A 17,718-nucleotide genomic window follows, 5' to 3' on the forward strand; every position below is an offset into this window, starting at 1 on the left:
AAATAAGGCTATTTTAATATATATGTGTGTGCAAAGATATAGAAATAAAAGCCATGGATTAAGATATTGTATTTCAAGAAGAAATATGGATAAATAGGTTGAAACTTTAACAAAGTTACCAGCGCCTCTCAAAAAATATGTAGTTTTGCAAGCGCAATTTTATGGAAAAGAAAATAACCCCCTATAAAGATTCTTCGGAAGGAAAAAAGAAGCAGGTTGAACAGATGTTCGATACTATCTCTGAAAATTATGACGGCCTAAACCGTGTAATTTCTTTGGGTTCCGATGTCAAGTGGCGAAAAAAGGTAATCAAAATGGTTGCCGCAGTAAAACCTGAAACCATTTTGGACATTGCTACGGGCACCGGCGATCTGGCCATTCAGTTTGCCGAAAAAACTTCCTCGGAAAAAATTGTGGGCTTGGATATTTCCGAAGGAATGTTATCCGTTGCCCGTAAAAAGGTTACTGGAAAGAAAATTTCAGAAAAGATCGAGTTTGTGCAGGCAGATTCTGAAGCTTTGCCTTTTGAAGACAATACTTTTGATGCCATTACTGTTTCCTTTGGAATCCGGAATTTTGAAAATCTTGAAAAAGGCCTTTCTGAAATTCTCCGTGTCTTAAAGAAAGGGGGCTTGTTTGTAATCTTGGAAACTTCGGTACCCTCAAAATTTCCTTTTAAGCAAGGGTATTATTTTTATTCAAAAAATATTTTGCCCTTGGTGGGAAAGCTCTTTTCCAAAGACAAAGTTGCGTACAGATATTTGAGCGAAAGTGCCTCCGTATTTCCGCACGGGGAAAAGCTCAACAATATTTTGCGCAAAATTGGGTTTAATGAAGTGAAAAATAAACCACAGACTTTCGGTGTGGCAACTATCTATAATGCTACTAAATAATTTATGAAGAAGCTATTTTTTGTACTGGCCCTTTTATGTATTGCAAACAGCGCAAATGCGCAGTGGTTTTTTAATAAGGAGCGCCTGGCTAATTTGGAAAATTTCGACAAAAAACGTTTTTCGTGGGGCTACTTTTTAGGTTTTAACAGTTACGATTTCAAAATTGATTATAAAGACCAATATGCAGATACCAATACTGACATTTTGGTAGAGCGATCGGCAGGTTTTAATGTAGGACTTATTGGCGATATGCGGATTAACGAGTATTTCAACCTACGTCTTGAGCCTGGGCTTTATTTTACACAGCGTAACTTAACTTTCCCCGGTTTTGAAGAACCCAAGGATTATCTGCGCGAAGTGAAATCAACCTATATTCATGTACCGTTACTGCTAAAAGTCTCTACAAAACGCTTGAACAATATTAAACCGTTTATTATTGGCGGTGTTTCAACCTCGCTCAATCTTTCCAGCAATCAAGACAATCCCGAGGACAACGAGCAGGGAAAATTCCGTATGACCAAGAGCACCAATTATTATGAATTAGGGTTTGGGATTGATTTCTACTTATATTATTTCAAATTTACACCTTCCATCCGCGGTGTTTTTGCAATGAATGACGAATTGGTTCGCGACGATGACCCAAACAGTCCGTGGACCGGAAATATAGAGAAGCTATCCACCCGTGGAATTTTCGTGAACTTTACATTTCAGTAGCCCTTCTAAATTCGCTTAAAAGAATTGCCGCGGCCGTTGCCACGTTGAGACTTTCTGTTTTTTGGGTTTTTCCGAAACGCGGAATGGCGACTTTATGGTTTATTTTTTTGATTATTTCTTCGGAAATACCATTTGCCTCATTTCCCATTACAATTATACCTTCCTTCGGAAGTTTTTCGGAATAGATATTTTTTCCATCCATAAAACCTCCAAAAATAGGAAGTTTGGTTTCTTCCAAATATTCTGAAAGAGACAGATAATGAACCTGAACCCTTGCCAAGGAGCCCATCGTGGCCTGTACTACCTTCGGATTGTAACTGTCTACCGTGTCTTCGGAACAAATTAATTGCTGCACCCCAAACCAATCGCAAAGCCGAATAATGGTACCCAAATTTCCAGGATCGCGTACGGCATCCAAGGCTACAATCAAACCCGAATCCTGCAATGGCTTTGGTTTCGGAATTTCAAAAAGTGCCAAGGAAGTGTTTGCGGTTTTCAGAAAACTGATTTTTTTTAGCTCTGCTTCGGTAACCTGAAAATGATTTTTTTCGGTAATTTGAGCAGCATCGGTTGAAAAAAACGAGTGGAGATGCAAGCCCTCCTCCAACAATTCATCAATAACTTTTGAGCCTTCCGCCACAAAAAGTCTGCTTTGGTTACGGTACTTTTTTTGTTGCAGGCTCGTTATTAATTTTGTTTGACTTTTGCTGACCAAAATATAGTATTTTTGAAATTGAATAATAACGTACACTTGAAGCGCGACCTCACAAAAATATCACTATTTATAGTATTAATAAGTTTATTTTTATCCTGTAATGCTGTAAAGAGGGTTCCGGAAGACAAATATTTGCTCACAGAAAATATTATTTTGGTGGATAGCGTGAAAATTAAAGAAACTGGCGTTTACAGCCAGTTAGCGCAAAAACCAAATACTTCTATTCCTTTAATTGGCCTGCCATTGGGCCTGCATATTTACAATCTTGCAGACCCACAGCCCGACTCAACTTTTAACAGATGGCTCCATAAAAACCCCAAACGCGAGGAACGACTTATTCGCCTTTTATCAAAAAAACAGGTAAACCAATTGGACAGTAGTTATGTTAACTTCAACCAATGGCTTCAAAAATCTGGAGACGCTCCGGCTATAATCGATAAACAAAAAATAGAGAAATCATTGGTCAGGTTAAAACGCTGGTATGCCAGTTACGGCTATTTTAATGATGAAGTGGACTATAAAATTGAGCCGAGCGAAAAAAAGAAAAAACGCGCAAAAGTCACTTATTTTGTAAAAAAACACCAACCTTATTTTGTGGGCGATTCCATTATTGAAAAGATTAGCTCGCCAGTGGTAGATTCCCTTTTTCAACGCACCAAAGGCAAATCATTTATAACTCCTGGAAAACAATATGCTGCCAATGATTTTGTGAACGAACGCGATAGGCTCACCATTCAATTCAGGAACTCTGGGCTATACCACTTTGAACAGGAATACGTAGGTTTTGAAGCCGATACGGTAAACACAAACCACAAAGCAAATATTACCTACATTATTCCAGACCGAAAAATAACGGAGGGCGACAGCACCTACACGGTTCCTTTTAAAGTGCACAATATTAATGAGGTGAGAATCGTGACCGATTATTCCTATGAAAATCGTGACAAAATTTTTCAAGATTCCATAAGTTACAAAGGGTATAAGCTTTTCAGTTATGGCAAGATGCGATTTCGCCCCAAAGCCATTACAGATGCAATTTCCATCATCCCAGGAAATATTTATAAAGACATAGACCGCACGTTGACCTATAATCAGATTAGCGATCTTCGAATTTTTAAATATCCAAATATCAATTATTCTGAGGTTGCCTCAGATACCACGGGCGGCTTGCTAAACTCCACTATTCTTTTAAGTCCCCGCGATCGGTTTACCCTAGGTGTAGACTTTGATGCCTACACGTCCACCATTCAGCAATTCGGAATTAGTTTCAGTGGAAACATGATTTTCAGAAATATATTTCGCGGGGCGGAAATACTTGAAATTTCAGGTCGTGGTAGTCTTGGTTCTTCAAAAGATGCGGCAGACAGCGAAAGCAAATTTTTTAATATTTCAGAATTTGGAGGCGATGCAAAACTTACATTTCCGCGCATAATTTTTCCCATAAATACCGAAAAACTTATTCCCAAGTATATGTCGCCTTCTACTAGCCTCAGTCTTGGCGCAAGTTTACAGAACAACATAGGCCTGGACAGGCAAACCATAAATGGGGTTTATAACTACCGATGGAAACCCTCAAAAATACTAACCTATCAAGTAAACTTATTAAATTTACAATATGTAAGAAACTTAAATGTCGAGAATTACTACAACGTTTATAAAAGCTCTTATAACAGGCTGAATGAAATAGCACAGGAATTAAATTATGATTTCAACAATCCAGCAAGCAACCCGAACCTTGAAATTCCCAATGAGACCCAACAATTCATCTCAGATGTTTTAACCGAAACCATCCCAGCCAATACAGATAATTATGCCGAGGTTTTAAGTATTTCTGAACGTCAGGCCAGATTAACGGAGAACAACTTAATTTTTGCGTCAAATGTAACCCTAACAAGAGATACTAGAGAAAATTTAAATGACAATAATTTTTCGCGCCTACGCCTGAAAATTGAATCTGCAGGAAACCTGCTTTCAGGAATATCAAGCCTTATCAGCTCACAAAAAAATGAGGATGGAAATTACAGGGCATTAGGAGTGGTTTATTCACAATATATTAAACCAGAAGTCGAGTACATCAAACACTGGGATATAGACAGTAAAAATATAATAGCCGTACGCGCTTTTGGCGGAATTGCAATACCATACGGAAACAGTAACAGCATACCCTTTACTCGAAGTTATTTTGCCGGGGGAGCAAATGATAATAGGGGCTGGAAAGCTTATGACGTAGGCCCGGGAAGCAGCGGCAGTATTCTGGATTTTAACGATGCAAACTTCAAGCTTGCCTTTAATGCCGAATATCGTTTTACAATACTGGGCGATTTTAAGGGAGGTTTGTTTGTAGATGCAGGCAATATCTGGAACGTCCTAGATAACATTGATGACGAAGCTTCTGTTTTTAATGGCATTGCAGATTTAAAGGAAATTGCCGTTGCGACCGGTATTGGGCTTCGGTACGATTTCGGCTTTTTTGTATTTCGATTTGATGTAGGTTTTAAAACCCACAACCCCGGAAAACCTGTTGGCGAGAGGTGGTTTACAGACTATAGTTTCCGCGAGGCAGTTTACAATATAGGCATCAACTATCCCTTCTAAACCATATAAATTTGTTATTTTTGCTTGCTAAACACATTTAATTATGAGCCACGGAATTGTACCCGGTGTAGCAACCGGAAAAGAAGTTCAAAAAATACATAAATACGCAAAAGAGAAAGGTTTTGCTATGCCAGCAGTAAATGTTGTGGGTTCTGATAGCGTTAATGCCGTTATGGAAACTGCTGCCGCACTAAATTCCCCCGTTATTATTCAGTTTTCAAACGGCGGAGCACATTTTAATGCAGGTAAAGGACTTTCGAATGAAAACGAAAGAGCTGCAATAGCGGGAGGTGTTGCCGGGGCAAAACACATTCATGAACTTGCAAAGCTCTATGGCGCCACGGTAATACTTCACACAGATCATTGTGCAAAAAAATTACTTCCTTGGATTGACGGCTTGCTGGATGCAGGTGAAAAATTTTACAAAGAAACCGGAAAACCCCTATACAGTTCGCATATGATAGATCTTTCCGAAGAACCTATCGAAGAAAATATTGAAATCTGCAAACGTTATTTGGAACGCATGAGCAAAATAGGGATGACACTAGAAATAGAGCTTGGAATCACAGGTGGTGAAGAGGACGGCGTGGATAATACCGATGTAGATTCATCAAAACTATACACCCAACCCGAAGAGGTTGCTTATGCTTACGAAGAGCTTTCAAAAATAAGCGACCAATTTACCATAGCTGCGGCCTTTGGGAATGTGCATGGGGTGTACAAACCCGGAAACGTAAAGCTGACTCCCGTTATTCTTAAAAATTCTCAGGAATATGTTCAGAAAAAATTCAATACTGGCCATAACCCGATAGATTTTGTTTTCCACGGCGGAAGTGGTTCTACTTTGGAAGAAATTCGCGAAGCCATTAGCTACGGCGTAATAAAAATGAATATTGACACCGATATGCAATTTGCTTTTACAGAAGGTGTACGCAACTATATGGTGAATAATCTGGAGTATTTAAAAACTCAGATCGGGAATCCCGAAGGCGATGACCTTCCAAATAAAAAATATTACGATCCACGAAAATGGCTTCGCGAAGGCGAAATCACATTCAGAAAAAGACTTGAAAAAGCTTTTGAAGATTTGAACAACGTCAATACGCTATAAACCTTCATTGATAATATAAACATTAAATAAACAGTAGTTTATGCCTTGGTTTAAAAGAACAAAAAAGGGAATTCAAACCCCAACCGAAGAAAAAAAGGACGTACCAAAAGGATTATGGTACAAATCGCCCACCGGAAAAATTGTTGATAGCGAAGAGCTTGAAAAGAATTTTTACGTAAGTCCCGAAGATGGGTATCACGTACGCATAGGAAGTAAAGAATACTTTGAAATCCTTTTTGACGATAACAAATTTAAGGAGCTTGATAAAAACCTTACGTCCCAAGACACCTTAAGGTTTGAGGACAAAAAGAAATATACCGATAGGCTTAAGGAAGCCCAAGATAAAACTGGACTTAAAGATGCTATTCGGTGTGCCGTTGGAAAATCCATGGGAGCAGATTTGGTAGTTGCCTGTATGGACTTTAGCTTTATTGGAGGTTCTATGGGAAGCGTTGTAGGCGAAAAAATTGCACGTGCTGCTGACTATTCTCTTCAAAAGAAAATACCTTTGCTAATAATTTCAAAAAGCGGCGGCGCCAGAATGATGGAAGCTGCCCTTTCACTGATGCAACTTGCCAAAACAAGTGTAAAACTTGCTCAGTTAAGCGATGCTAGAATTCCTTACATTTCATTGTGCACAGACCCAACCACAGGAGGAACGACCGCATCATTTGCTATGTTAGGAGATATAAATATTAGCGAGCCTGGAGCCTTAATAGGTTTTGCAGGACCACGCGTAGTTCGTGATACTACAGGAAAAGAACTACCTGAAGGTTTCCAAACTGCTGAATTTTTATTAGAGCACGGCTTCCTCGATTTTATTACCCACCGCCGCGATCTCAAAAGAAAAATAAATCTTTATCTCGATTTGGTTTTGAATAGACCACTTCGTGAAAAAACCGCATAAAAAAAGCTGCTCTATTCGAGCAGCTTTTTTTCATTTTTTTAATCTCAATTCATTATAAATGGATATTCTTCTCCATTAAAAATAAAAATTGCTTGGTTATCGCATGTACCATCACCAAAATCAATAGCTGCCGTTACGCCGTCTTGGGTTACTTCCAGTACTCCACTAACCAGATATCTACAAGCTAATTTACGCACCAAAGTATCAGTCACCGCTCCGCTTCTTTCAAAACCATTGGTGAATTCGGTTTGCCAATTTCCGGTTACATGATACACATTATCCAACCAAGTGCCGGAGCCAACACCTTCAACCCATTCAGAAACACGTAGGCCGTTACGGGTTCCTGTTATGGTTGAGTTAGGAAAACTAACAGTTATACTTTCATTCAAAGTTGATTGTGGGTTTCCATTTTGATTGGCAATTTCATATAAAAATTCACCGCCGCCGCTCACGCCATTATCATTGAAAATAAAATCATTATATATGTAAGTTACCGTATAAGTGCCCCCCACCAAAGGACCATAATCCAAAATAATACTTCCAGAAACAACGTTTCCATTGTTTAATGTACAGGAATCGCCAAAATCTATCAAAACCAAGACACTATTACCTTGAACACTCACAGTAATCTCTGTACATTCTGGAAATAAAGATAGCTGATTCATGCCACGGCCCTCTACTTCTATTTCAACAAACGCCTGCTCCATTATATTAAAGGTTCCTTCAGCAACATTATCCATTTTTGCAGCTCTAGCCGAATTATCCGAATTAAAATTCACTTCTTCTTTAGGATCGTTATCTTCTTTATCGCAACTTGTAAAAAGAAAAAATCCTCCAAAAAGCAAGGTAAAAAAAAGTTTAAAAATGATGTTTTTCATACATTAAGGTTTAGGGGTTAGGTGTCTATAACGCTGAAAACCTCATTTCAATATATTTGAATTAATTTTTATTTGAAACACAGCTATTTCAAAATCGATTTTGTACTTTTGCAACCTTGATTATCAAAATGGTAATCAGTACATAAAAATCATTTTAATAATATTGGCATGTATTTATCCACAGAAGAAAAAGGTAAAATTTTCGAAAAACACGGAAAGTCTAAAACTGATACTGGTTCAGCAGAAGGACAGATTGCGCTATTCACATATCGCATCGAGCATTTAACAAAGCATCTTAAAACAAACCACAAAGACTATAACACTGAGCGTTCTTTGGTAATGTTGGTAGGTAAAAGACGTTCGCTACTAGATTATCTTATGAAAAAAGATATTCTTCGTTACCGTGCAATCGTTAAAGAATTAGGATTACGTAAGTAATATTTTAAAGGGCTCTTACGAGCCCTTCATTTTTAATTTTTCAGAACTTACTTCTGAAACACACAGAAAAGCTACCCTTAGGTTTTTCATTGGTCAACCACAACAACACAACAACACGCGACTGATAAACAGTCGTTGACCATTTTTAACCGTCCGTTTTAAGGACAAAATGAAAAACAAATGATACCTAAAGTATTTAGAGAGGTCATAGACCTTGGTGATGGACGTGAAATCTCCATCGAAACCGGAAAATTGGCAAAACAGGCACACGGTTCTGTAGTTGTGCAATCCGGAAAATGTATGCTGCTTTGTACCGTAGTTTCAAACTACAAACAGAGCGATGTTGATTTTCTACCATTAACCGTAGATTATCGTGAAAAATTTGCTGCTTCGGGTCGTTACCCTGGCGGTTTCTTCAAAAGGGAAGCAAGACCAAGCGATGGCGAAGTACTTACAATGCGCCTTGTGGACCGCGTACTGCGTCCACTTTTCCCAAAAGATTATCACGCCGAAACCCAAGTGATGATCCAATTGATGAGCCACGATGAGGATGTAATGCCAGATGCAATGGCAGGTTTGGCCGCTTCCGCAGCTATCCAGCTATCCGACTTCCCTTTTGAATGTGCAATTTCTGAAGCGCGTGTGGGAAGAATAGATGGTAAATTCATCATTAACCCAACTCGTGCTCAATTGGAGGAATCTGACATCGATATGGTTATTGGCGCATCTGCAGATTCTGTGATGATGGTTGAAGGCGAGATGAAAGAAATTTCAGAAGAAGAAATGGTAGAGGCGATTAAATTTGCCCACGAAGCCATTAAAAAACAAATTGATGCCCAAATAAGGTTGGCTGAGGCTGTTGGAAGAAAAGAAGTTCGTGAATATGAACCAGAGCGCGAAGATGATGATTTGAAAAAGAAAATACACGAGTTGGCCTACGATAAAGTGTATGCCGTAGCAAAATCTGCTTCCGCAAAACACGAACGTAGTGCTTCTTTTGATGCAATTAAGGAGGAAATTAAAGCAACTTTTTCTGAAGAGGAATTGGAAGATTTTGGAGATTTAATTTCAAAATATTATTACAAAGCAGAAAAAGCTGCCGTTCGCGATCTTACCTTAAACGAAGGTTTGCGCTTGGACGGAAGAAAAACAGACGAGATTCGCCCAATATGGTGTGAGGTTGATTACCTTCCTTCAACCCACGGTTCGGCTATTTTTACACGTGGTGAAACACAAGCTTTGGCAACCGTTACTTTGGGAACTTCTCGCGAAGCAAACCAAATTGACATGCCATCTTTTGAAGGCGAAGAGACCTTCTATCTTCACTACAACTTCCCTCCTTTCTCAACTGGTGAGGCCCGCCCAATCCGCGGTACTTCCCGTAGAGAGGTTGGTCACGGAAACTTGGCGCAACGCGCATTGAAAGGAATGATTCCTGCAGATTGCCCTTATACCGTTCGTGTGGTTTCAGAGGTTTTGGAATCTAATGGTTCTTCTTCTATGGCAACGGTTTGCAGCGGAACAATGGCGTTGATGGATGCTGGGGTTCAATTGAAAAAACCAGTTTCAGGGATTGCAATGGGATTGATTTCTGATGGTGAAACTGGAAAATACGCAGTACTTTCAGATATTTTGGGTGATGAAGATCACTTGGGAGATATGGACTTTAAAGTTACCGGAACGGCTGACGGAATTACCGCTTGCCAAATGGACATTAAAGTGAAAGGCCTTTCCTATGAAATTTTGGTAAATGCGCTGAAACAAGCTGCTGCCGGTAGACTTCATATTCTTGAAAAATTGACGGATACCATTGCAACACCAAATGCAGATGTGAAGCCTCACGCTCCAAAAATGGTTACCGTTACTATTCCAAACGAATATATTGGTGCTTTAATTGGACCTGGCGGAAAAGTAATTCAAGAGCTTCAAAAAGCTACAAAGACTACAATTGTAATCAACGAAGATCCTGTTACCGAAGAAGGTATCGTGGAAATTCTTGGAACAAACCAAGAAGGAATTGATGCCGTATTGGCGAAGATTGATTCGCTTACATTCAAGCCAGAAGTGGGTAGTGTTTACGAAGTGAAAGTTATTAAGATGCTTGATTTTGGGGCTGTTGTGGAGTACACAGACGCTCCTGGAAACGAGACCTTGCTTCACGTGAGCGAACTTGCTTGGGAACGTACAGAAAATGTATCCGATGTTGTAAATATGGGTGATGTGTTTGATGTGAAATTCCTTGGTTTCGATCCTAGAACCAAAAAAGATAAAGTTTCAAGAAAAGCATTGTTGCCAAAACCGGAAGGCTACAAAGAACGCCCACCACGCGACGACAACCGAAGCGGCGGACGTGATAATCGTGGACGCGACAACCGTGGCCGTGACAATCGCGATAGAGATAGAAAGAGAGATTAATTCTTTTTTAGTAAATAAAAAGCCTTCAGAAATGAGGGCTTTTTTTATTTAGCACGCAACCTTTTAAAAATTGTCAGACTATAGGGAAACACCGCAATAAAACGATTATGAAAAATTTTTGGTTTTTGCCCTTAATACTTCTATTTATAACTTTTAATTCCTGTGAAGACGAACCCATCAGCAAAGCGGATCCCTCAAAAGTGATTCAGGTAAACTCTGAACTTTACAACCTGATAGAAAGAGCTGCAGGAAAAGATTTTGACAACGAAATTACCTGTATAGACTTCAACTACGCTTTTACACTTGTTATTTATGATGAGAACATGGACATCTTCGGCTACCAACTTATAAATAGCGATATTGAATTCAGTGATTTTTTAGGCACTTTGGAAGAAGGAAAATCCATCAGTCTAAGTTATCCAATAAGCAGTATTCTAAACAACGGTCAGCCCTATGTAATAAATAACAACGACGAACTGAAAGAAGCAATAGACCAATGTTTGGACGCAGATACAATTATAACTTGCAACAATATTCTAACGGAAACTTTTTGTATATGGCAAATAGATCATCTGGATGGCCCCAATAGTCAGTATGACAATTCCTATTTTGAAGTTAGTAATTTCGGAAATGCAGGACTTTACTTCCAAGAGCATGCTTTTGGAGGAACTTGGGTCAACTATTTTATTGAGGATGAATTGCACCTCAATATTTTTATCACAGGCGATGAAAATGTAAGCGATGACTGGAATTTTGATTGGAAAGTGGTCAGTTTTGACGAAACACAATTAGAAATATCAAATGGAACGGATAGCTATCGTTTCATAAAGGACTGCTATGAGCCCTGCCGAAAATTTCTTTTTGAGGAATGCGAAATTGACCCCGGTTCCCAAAGGGCAATGTTTGATCTGGAAAGTTATTTTGAATGTTTCTTTCCTCTTACCGGAATAAATAATCCAGAAACGGTAATTGCAACATATTTTGAAACTTATGAAGATATGCTTGCCAGGGCCAACCCAATTGGAAATTTGCTATACGAAAACAGCATCAACCCACAAGTAATCTATATTAGATTTGACGATGCAAATACTGGCGAATATGTTACATTTTTACCTATAATTTTAAAAGCAGTTCAATGTTAATAATTAAATCATTCAATATGAAAAAACAGTATCTTTTTTTCGCTTTTTCAATAATACTCTTAAGTGTATTTTCAGCTTGCAGCAGCAGTGATGAAATCCCTGAAGAAGAATTAATTCTAGAAATTGGGCAGGAATACCAAGGAGGAAAAATCTTTTATATAGATGAAACTGGTCAACACGGATTAATTGCGCATACGGCAGATTTAGGATTGGGAGATTGGGGCTGTTTTTACAATGACGGTTCCGTCCCAGACTTTGAACCGCCCACGGAACCCATAGCACAGAATAACGGTATTGGTTTCGGCATGCAAAATACGACGGCTATTTTAAATTTTTGCGGAGATCCGGATATTGCAGCTAGATTGGCATCAAACCTAGATGTCAATGGCTTTAATGATTGGTATTTGCCTTCTATTGATGAATTGGAATTAGTATATCAGCACAGAGATTTAATTGGAGGATTTCCAGATTTAGACAATGATCCTATTGAAGATGGATTCATAATTTACGCAAGTTCTTCTGAAGGTTGGGCAACAAACGATGGCAATGGTGGATTTATATATTTGAATTATCAGGTGTATGATTTTTCCATAACCACGGCATTACCAAATACCCGAAATCTTTATACTAGCAAAAGTAGTGAGGCGCTGGTGAGACCTATACGTTCGTTCTAAAAAACCAATATTTTATTTGAAAATAGAAGAATTAATAAAACAATGCATTAAAAATGACCGGGCAGCACAAAACGAGCTGTTCCGGAAGTATAAAGACACCCTTTATTTTACCTCTCTGAAATATTGCAGAAACGAAGCCGATGCCGAAGACAACCTACACGATGCTTTTATAACCATATTTCAGAATATAAAAACATACAAAAACAAGGGTTCTTTTGAAGGTTGGATGAAGCGGATAACCATTTATAAAGCGATTGACAAATACAAAACCAAAAAGCTGCTAAATGTTGAAATTAAAGATGATATACTGGAAGATGAAGTGATAGTTGAATATGAAGAAAATCTCTCACTGGACCAACTTTTGACGCTTATCCAGAATTTGCCGGATCAGTACAGGCTCGTGTTCAACCTTTATCAAATGGATGGATTTTCACACAAAGAAATTGCTTCACTTTTAAATATTTCTGAAGGGACTTCAAAATCAAACTATCATCGGGCAAAACTTATTTTACGTGATAAAATCATTGCTTTAAGCGAGGCTATTAACCCAAAAATATTTTGAAATGGGAGAGAAAAAAGACATAGGAAAGCTTTTTGAAAATAAGCTGAAGAAAGGAAAGAAAACTCCCGAAAACAGGCTTTGGGAGAAGATAAACACTTCGCTTAACAAAGAAAAACGCCGTAGAAAAAGAATCTTTTACTATTGGATTTCAGGAGGGCTAATTTTAAGTTTATCGGGAGCATTTTTGTTTTTTGGTAACAGCGATTTTTTAAAAATAAATTCAACGGCAACAAAAAATATTAATGAAAAATTGGAGAATAACGCTTCTTCGGAAAAAATAGATGATGCGAAATCTTTTAAAATTGTACCTATTGATTCACTTTCCACGCAAGTCCAAGATGAAAAGCTGCGTAAAATAACCAGTGCCAAAGAAAATCAGCCTGCTCATTTCCCACAGAAATTAGAAGAAAAAAAATCAAAAAAGAATTCTGAAAAAAAGGCTTCAAAAAACACAAGCTTAGATGAAAGTTTTAAAGTTTCAGAAAAATATTATTACTACAACAGCCGTGACGGTAAGCAAATTGTAACCCAAGACAAGAGCGAAATTGACAGTTTAATATTAAAAAATAATAGAGAGCTTGATTCTTCAAATATTAATAAAAACGATACTTTAAGGCAATAATTAAATAGCTCCTGTAGTTAAATTTTAAAAAAAATAAAACTTTTGTAACCTTTTCCGTATTTGTTACGTATAATCCAATACACAAGTTTAAACCTTAATCTACAGGACAAACCTTAATGAGACAACTTAAAATTACAAAGCAGGTAACCAATAGGGAAACTGCTTCATTAGACAAGTATCTTCAAGAAATTGGAAAAGTTGACTTAATCACCGCAGACGAAGAAGTAGAATTGGCACAGCGCATAAAAGCGGGTGACCAGCGCGCTTTGGAAAAATTGACCAAAGCAAACCTTCGTTTCGTAGTTTCGGTGGCAAAGCAATACCAAAACCAAGGACTTACCCTTCCAGACCTTATTAATGAAGGAAATCTTGGCCTTATTAAAGCCGCACAACGTTTTGATGAAACCCGTGGTTTTAAATTTATTTCATATGCCGTATGGTGGATTCGTCAATCTATTTTACAGGCATTGGCAGAGCAATCGCGTATTGTGCGATTGCCGTTGAACAAAATTGGAAGCATCAACAAGATAAACAAAATGTATGCTTATCTTGAACAAGCCAATGAGCGCCCACCTTCCGCTGAGGAAATCGCGAAAGAGCTGGATATGACCATAAACGATGTAAAAGAGTCCATGAAAAACTCCGGCCGTCACGTATCCATGGACGCACCACTCGTTGAAGGAGAAGACAGTAACCTTTACGACGTTTTGCGTAGCGGTGAGAGTCCAAACCCAGATCGTTCCTTATTGCACGAATCACTTCGAACCGAAATTGAACGTGCTTTGGAAACGTTAACTCCCAGAGAGGCTGATGTTATAAGATTATATTTTGGGCTTGGTGATCAGCACCCAATGACTTTGGAAGAAATAGGCGAAACCTTTGATCTTACCCGTGAACGTGTACGCCAAATTAAAGAAAAAGCGATTCGCAGATTGAAGCACACTTCACGCAGCAAAATATTGATGACTTATTTGGGATAATTCCCGTAACGATAACTTACAGTATCAGTTTCTCAGTCTTACTGAGAAAATACTGTTCGTTTTTTGATTGATGAATGACCTCCGGCTGATTACCGGAGGTTTTTTCTATCTTTACAGCAGCATGGAACATACAATCTGTTATTTGAGCAAGCAAGCCGAAACCCTGGAAAATCCAGAGTTAGAAAAATTGTTTGAATTTATTGTAAATATGAATCCATCGTTGGATATAACTGGAGCGCTTCTTTACAACAATAATTTCTTTCTTCAAGTATTGGAAGGCAGTAAAAACACCGTGAAAGAATTATTTTCAAAAATCAGAAAGGACAAAAGGCACACAGATGTTCTGATGATATTTGATCAACAAATTGAAAATAGAATTTTTCAAAATTACGAAGCAAACTTCAGCATACTAAAAACCGAATCAGACATTAAAAGTTTGAATACTTATCTTTCCAATTATGATTTTGAAAACAAATATCCCAAAAACATAAAATCACTTATCGAACCTTTTTTACTTTAAACATAATGAAACATACAATTATAGCCCCATCCATACTTGCGGCAGATTTTGCAAATCTTCAGCGCGATATTGAAATGGTTAATAACAGTGAAGCGGACTGGTTTCACCTTGACGTAATGGATGGTGTTTTTGTGCCGAATATTTCCTTCGGAATGCCCGTTATAAAAAGTATTGCCGCACACGCTAAAAAACCATTGGATGTTCACCTAATGATTATTGATCCTGATCGTTACATAAAGACTTTTGCAGACTTGGGTGCTAACACCCTTACCGTCCATTATGAAGCCTGCACGCACCTCCACCGTTCGCTACAGGCTATAAAATCTGAAGGTATGCAAGCTGGAGTTGCCATTAATCCCCACACCAATGTCTCATTTTTAGAAGACACCATCAAGGACATTGATTTGGTGTGTATGATGAGCGTGAATCCTGGTTTTGGGGGACAGAGCTTTATTGAAAACACCTATAAAAAAATAAAGCAACTCCGAAAAATTATTGACGCCAATGACGCTTCAACCAAAATTGAAATAGACGGGGGCGTAACTAATAAAAATGCAAAACAATTGGTTGATGAAGGCGCAGATGTTTTGGTAGCAGGCAGTTATGTATTTGGCGCGAGCAATCCTTCACAAACTATTTCTGAGTTAAAGGATCTCTTAAAATAATTTTGAATGTCTATTGATAAATCTGCAAAAGATGTTCTAATTATTGGCGCGGGGCCCATAGGCATTGCATGTGCCCTTGCATGCAAAAAGAAAGGCTTGGACTATGTTGTGGTAGAGAAAGGCGCGCTAACCAATTCAATTTTTAATTATCCTTTAAATATGACTTTTTTTTCCACTTCGGAAAAATTAGAAATTGACAACATCCCTTTTATAAGCAACAACCCAAAGCCTAACAGAAATGAGGCTCTGGAATATTATCGAAGAGTTGCTACTTCAAACAACCTTAACATAAACCTGTACGAAGAAGTTATTTCTCCCAAAAAGGAAGATGAATATTTCAAAATTATTTCTGCTAAAAACACATATATTGCTAAAAACGTTATCATTAGCACTGGTTTTTATGATATTCCAAAAACGATAAATGTTCCGGGAGAAGAATTGCCAAAACTGATGCATTACTACAAAGAAGCACATCCTTTTGTAATGCAAAAAGTAGTGGTGGTAGGGGCTAGCAACTCTGCTGTTGATGCGGCTTTGGAAATATGGCGAAAAGGTGGCGAGGTAACAATGGTGGTAAGAGGTGATGGAATAGGCGAACGTGTAAAATATTGGGTGAAACCCGATATTGAAAATCGTATTAAAGAAGGTAGCATTAAAGCATATTTTAATGCTGAAATTGAAAAAATTACAAAATCAGAAGTTTTTATAAAGACTTCAAAAGGCTCAATCAGATTAGAAAATGACTTCGTATTGGCCCTAACAGGTTATAAACCAAATTTTTCCTTTTTAAAACAATTGGGCATTAAGCTTTCTGATGATGGAAACTACTTTCCATCTTACAATCCTGAAACAATGGAAAGTAATATACCAGGACTTTATCTGGCTGGAGTAATTTGCGGTGGAATGGAAACCCACAAATGGTTTATTGAGAATTCCAGAATACACGCTAAAATAATTCTTAAGGATATTTCTAAAAAACTTAATAGTTCGCAAAATTAAAATTGAGCAGTTTTTTTGTATAGCTATATATTTTTGGGAAAATATGTTTAAAATCTTCGGGTGACTCAAAAAAATATTCGGCCAGGACGGCCATAAATTCATATTGATTGGTAAAAGCATAGGTGCGAAAGTATTCTGTCTTGTCTAATTGGTCTTTTACCTCTTGCCGGGTTAATTGTTTCAATATATTTTGAAATTGTTTCGTAAACCGTATAGAATCCAAATCACGACTTCTTTTGGCCTCTAGTTGCATAGCATGCATAAATTCATGAATTCCCACATTCAAATTATCATTACTTATTGCAAAACCCTGCTCAAAATCTTTCCATGAGAGTACCAAAGCCTTTTCTCTAGGGTTAAATTCTCCTTTGTGGTAGTTTTTATTTACTGTACTGAAAAATTCAGCGGGATAGATAAGGATGAAATCAATTAAAGAATAAGAATAATTTTTCCTTCCGAAACTGAGCATGCAACCTACTGCAGCAATCAAAACTTTCATTTGTTCAGTAATAATCAAATCACTTCTTCCAACGAATTTTTTTTCAGAAATGAATTGTGCTACTCTGTGTTGGAATTGCTTTTTGTGTTTTTCTGAGAGCTTTCCGTAAAAAGCAAATTCATTTTTAAGTATTGTCAATTGTGAATTTGAAAGTTTTTTAAAGACAAAATAGTGTCTGAAAAGCGGTTTGTCAAAATGGGCTGCAAACCAATTCTCAAAAACTCTAAATAGAAAAAAGGTAAATCCCAGTATTACTATTGCATATGCATAAGGGGCTAGCCAAGGAGCGTAAGCTTCAGGTTTAAGAAAATGCAACATATTTTAAAAAGAAGCTTAGGTTTAAGTAGTTATAACGCTTCAAGGGTATAATTATTTTTTAAGATGGAATA

General features: G+C 37.8%; 18 protein-coding genes. 15 read left to right on the plus strand and 3 right to left on the minus strand.

What is annotated here, in order from left to right:
- Positions 1-161 precede the first annotated feature (161 nt).
- The gene (gene ubiE, locus JK629_RS01600) at positions 162-893 is read left to right on the plus strand and encodes a bifunctional demethylmenaquinone methyltransferase/2-methoxy-6-polyprenyl-1,4-benzoquinol methylase UbiE (protein WP_202336901.1); all 732 of its coding nucleotides are present in this window, start codon (positions 162-164) and stop codon (positions 891-893) included.
- Between the two features lie 3 nt (positions 894-896).
- Positions 897-1,607, plus strand: a complete 711-nt coding sequence (gene porT, locus JK629_RS01605) for a type IX secretion/gliding motility protein PorT/SprT (protein WP_202336902.1) — start codon at positions 897-899, stop codon at positions 1,605-1,607.
- On the opposite strand, the gene JK629_RS01610 is transcribed toward porT, so the two are convergent.
- Positions 1,594-2,322 carry an RNA methyltransferase gene (locus JK629_RS01610; RefSeq protein WP_202336903.1) on the minus strand — a complete coding sequence of 243 codons (729 nt, stop codon included), beginning with the start codon at positions 2,320-2,322 and terminating at the stop codon, positions 1,594-1,596. The genes porT and JK629_RS01610 overlap by 14 nt on opposite strands.
- A 12-nt stretch (positions 2,323-2,334) precedes the next feature.
- Here JK629_RS01610 and tamL point away from each other — a divergent pair, with 12 nt between their 5' ends.
- Genes tamL through accD form a run of 3 tightly spaced genes read left to right on the plus strand, consistent with a single transcriptional unit; the run spans position 2,335 to position 6,935 of the window.
- Positions 2,335-4,917 (plus strand): translocation and assembly module lipoprotein TamL, encoded by a 2,583-nt coding sequence (tamL, locus tag JK629_RS01615; RefSeq protein ID WP_225626083.1) that lies wholly within the window; start codon positions 2,335-2,337, stop codon positions 4,915-4,917.
- Positions 4,918-4,960: 43 nt separating this feature from the next.
- Entirely contained in the window at positions 4,961-6,028 is a 1,068-nt protein-coding gene (gene fbaA / locus JK629_RS01620; protein ID WP_202336904.1) for a class II fructose-bisphosphate aldolase, read from the plus strand.
- A 40-nt stretch (positions 6,029-6,068) separates the two neighbouring features.
- On the plus strand, positions 6,069-6,935 hold the full coding sequence (accD, locus tag JK629_RS01625) for an acetyl-CoA carboxylase, carboxyltransferase subunit beta (RefSeq protein WP_202336905.1): 867 nt from the start codon (positions 6,069-6,071) through the stop codon (positions 6,933-6,935).
- A gap of 44 nt (positions 6,936-6,979) precedes the next feature.
- Here the strand turns inward: accD and JK629_RS01630 are convergent, their stop codons facing one another.
- Positions 6,980-7,813 (minus strand): hypothetical protein, encoded by an 834-nt coding sequence (locus JK629_RS01630; RefSeq protein ID WP_202336906.1) that lies wholly within the window; start codon positions 7,811-7,813, stop codon positions 6,980-6,982.
- A 168-nt stretch (positions 7,814-7,981) separates the two neighbouring features.
- On the opposite strand from JK629_RS01630, the gene rpsO reads away from it, so the two are divergent.
- The 10 genes from rpsO to JK629_RS01680 all read left to right on the plus strand — a co-directional run bounded on the left by rpsO (position 7,982) and on the right by JK629_RS01680 (position 16,830).
- Positions 7,982-8,251 (plus strand): 30S ribosomal protein S15, encoded by a 270-nt coding sequence (gene rpsO / locus JK629_RS01635; RefSeq protein ID WP_202336907.1) that lies wholly within the window; start codon positions 7,982-7,984, stop codon positions 8,249-8,251.
- Positions 8,252-8,431: 180 nt separating this feature from the next.
- On the plus strand, positions 8,432-10,666 hold the full coding sequence (locus tag JK629_RS01640; RefSeq protein WP_202336908.1) for a polyribonucleotide nucleotidyltransferase: 2,235 nt from the start codon (positions 8,432-8,434) through the stop codon (positions 10,664-10,666).
- A 107-nt stretch (positions 10,667-10,773) separates the two neighbouring features.
- Entirely contained in the window at positions 10,774-11,808 is a 1,035-nt protein-coding gene (locus tag JK629_RS01645; RefSeq protein WP_202336909.1) for a hypothetical protein, read from the plus strand.
- A gap of 17 nt (positions 11,809-11,825) precedes the next feature.
- The gene (locus tag JK629_RS01650; RefSeq protein ID WP_202336910.1) at positions 11,826-12,482 is read left to right on the plus strand and encodes a hypothetical protein; all 657 of its coding nucleotides are present in this window, start codon (positions 11,826-11,828) and stop codon (positions 12,480-12,482) included.
- A 16-nt stretch (positions 12,483-12,498) separates the two neighbouring features.
- On the plus strand, positions 12,499-13,044 hold the full coding sequence (locus JK629_RS01655) for an RNA polymerase sigma factor (RefSeq protein WP_202336911.1): 546 nt from the start codon (positions 12,499-12,501) through the stop codon (positions 13,042-13,044).
- Between the two features lies 1 nt (position 13,045).
- Positions 13,046-13,666: a hypothetical protein gene (locus JK629_RS01660; RefSeq protein ID WP_202336912.1), complete on the plus strand. Its 621-nt coding sequence runs from the start codon at positions 13,046-13,048 to the stop codon at positions 13,664-13,666.
- 116 nt (positions 13,667-13,782) lie between these two features.
- The gene (locus tag JK629_RS01665) at positions 13,783-14,646 is read left to right on the plus strand and encodes a sigma-70 family RNA polymerase sigma factor (protein ID WP_045080767.1); all 864 of its coding nucleotides are present in this window, start codon (positions 13,783-13,785) and stop codon (positions 14,644-14,646) included.
- A 70-nt stretch (positions 14,647-14,716) separates the two neighbouring features.
- Positions 14,717-15,166, plus strand: coding sequence for a BLUF domain-containing protein (locus JK629_RS01670; RefSeq protein ID WP_225626213.1), 450 nt, complete (start codon positions 14,717-14,719; stop codon positions 15,164-15,166).
- A 5-nt stretch (positions 15,167-15,171) separates the two neighbouring features.
- The gene (gene rpe, locus JK629_RS01675) at positions 15,172-15,831 is read left to right on the plus strand and encodes a ribulose-phosphate 3-epimerase (RefSeq protein WP_202336914.1); all 660 of its coding nucleotides are present in this window, start codon (positions 15,172-15,174) and stop codon (positions 15,829-15,831) included.
- Positions 15,832-15,837: 6 nt separating this feature from the next.
- Entirely contained in the window at positions 15,838-16,830 is a 993-nt protein-coding gene (locus tag JK629_RS01680; RefSeq protein ID WP_202336915.1) for a YpdA family putative bacillithiol disulfide reductase, read from the plus strand.
- Here the strand turns inward: JK629_RS01680 and JK629_RS01685 are convergent.
- Positions 16,811-17,647 (minus strand): zinc-dependent peptidase, encoded by an 837-nt coding sequence (locus tag JK629_RS01685; RefSeq protein WP_202336917.1) that lies wholly within the window; start codon positions 17,645-17,647, stop codon positions 16,811-16,813. The two genes, JK629_RS01680 and JK629_RS01685, sit on opposite strands and share 20 nt — an antisense overlap.
- Positions 17,648-17,718 lie beyond the last annotated feature (71 nt).

This window comes from Aequorivita iocasae (assembly GCF_016757735.1).
GTDB lineage: Bacteria > Bacteroidota > Bacteroidia > Flavobacteriales > Flavobacteriaceae > Aequorivita > Aequorivita iocasae.

Coding starts and splice junctions, on each gene's coding strand:
- ubiE (WP_202336901.1), top strand. CDS start 162: ATGGAAAAGAAAATAACCCCCTATAAAGATTCTTCGGAAGGAAAAAAG.
- porT (WP_202336902.1), top strand. CDS start 897: ATGAAGAAGCTATTTTTTGTACTGGCCCTTTTATGTATTGCAAACAGC.
- fbaA (WP_202336904.1), top strand. CDS start 4,961: ATGAGCCACGGAATTGTACCCGGTGTAGCAACCGGAAAAGAAGTTCAA.
- accD (WP_202336905.1), top strand. CDS start 6,069: ATGCCTTGGTTTAAAAGAACAAAAAAGGGAATTCAAACCCCAACCGAA.
- JK629_RS01630 (WP_202336906.1), bottom strand. CDS start 7,813: ATGAAAAACATCATTTTTAAACTTTTTTTTACCTTGCTTTTTGGAGGA.
- rpsO (WP_202336907.1), top strand. CDS start 7,982: ATGTATTTATCCACAGAAGAAAAAGGTAAAATTTTCGAAAAACACGGA.
- JK629_RS01640 (WP_202336908.1), top strand. CDS start 8,432: ATGATACCTAAAGTATTTAGAGAGGTCATAGACCTTGGTGATGGACGT.
- JK629_RS01645 (WP_202336909.1), top strand. CDS start 10,774: ATGAAAAATTTTTGGTTTTTGCCCTTAATACTTCTATTTATAACTTTT.
- JK629_RS01650 (WP_202336910.1), top strand. CDS start 11,826: ATGAAAAAACAGTATCTTTTTTTCGCTTTTTCAATAATACTCTTAAGT.
- JK629_RS01660 (WP_202336912.1), top strand. CDS start 13,046: ATGGGAGAGAAAAAAGACATAGGAAAGCTTTTTGAAAATAAGCTGAAG.
- JK629_RS01665 (WP_045080767.1), top strand. CDS start 13,783: ATGAGACAACTTAAAATTACAAAGCAGGTAACCAATAGGGAAACTGCT.
- JK629_RS01670 (WP_225626213.1), top strand. CDS start 14,717: ATGAATGACCTCCGGCTGATTACCGGAGGTTTTTTCTATCTTTACAGC.
- rpe (WP_202336914.1), top strand. CDS start 15,172: ATGAAACATACAATTATAGCCCCATCCATACTTGCGGCAGATTTTGCA.
- JK629_RS01680 (WP_202336915.1), top strand. CDS start 15,838: ATGTCTATTGATAAATCTGCAAAAGATGTTCTAATTATTGGCGCGGGG.
- JK629_RS01685 (WP_202336917.1), bottom strand. CDS start 17,647: ATGTTGCATTTTCTTAAACCTGAAGCTTACGCTCCTTGGCTAGCCCCT.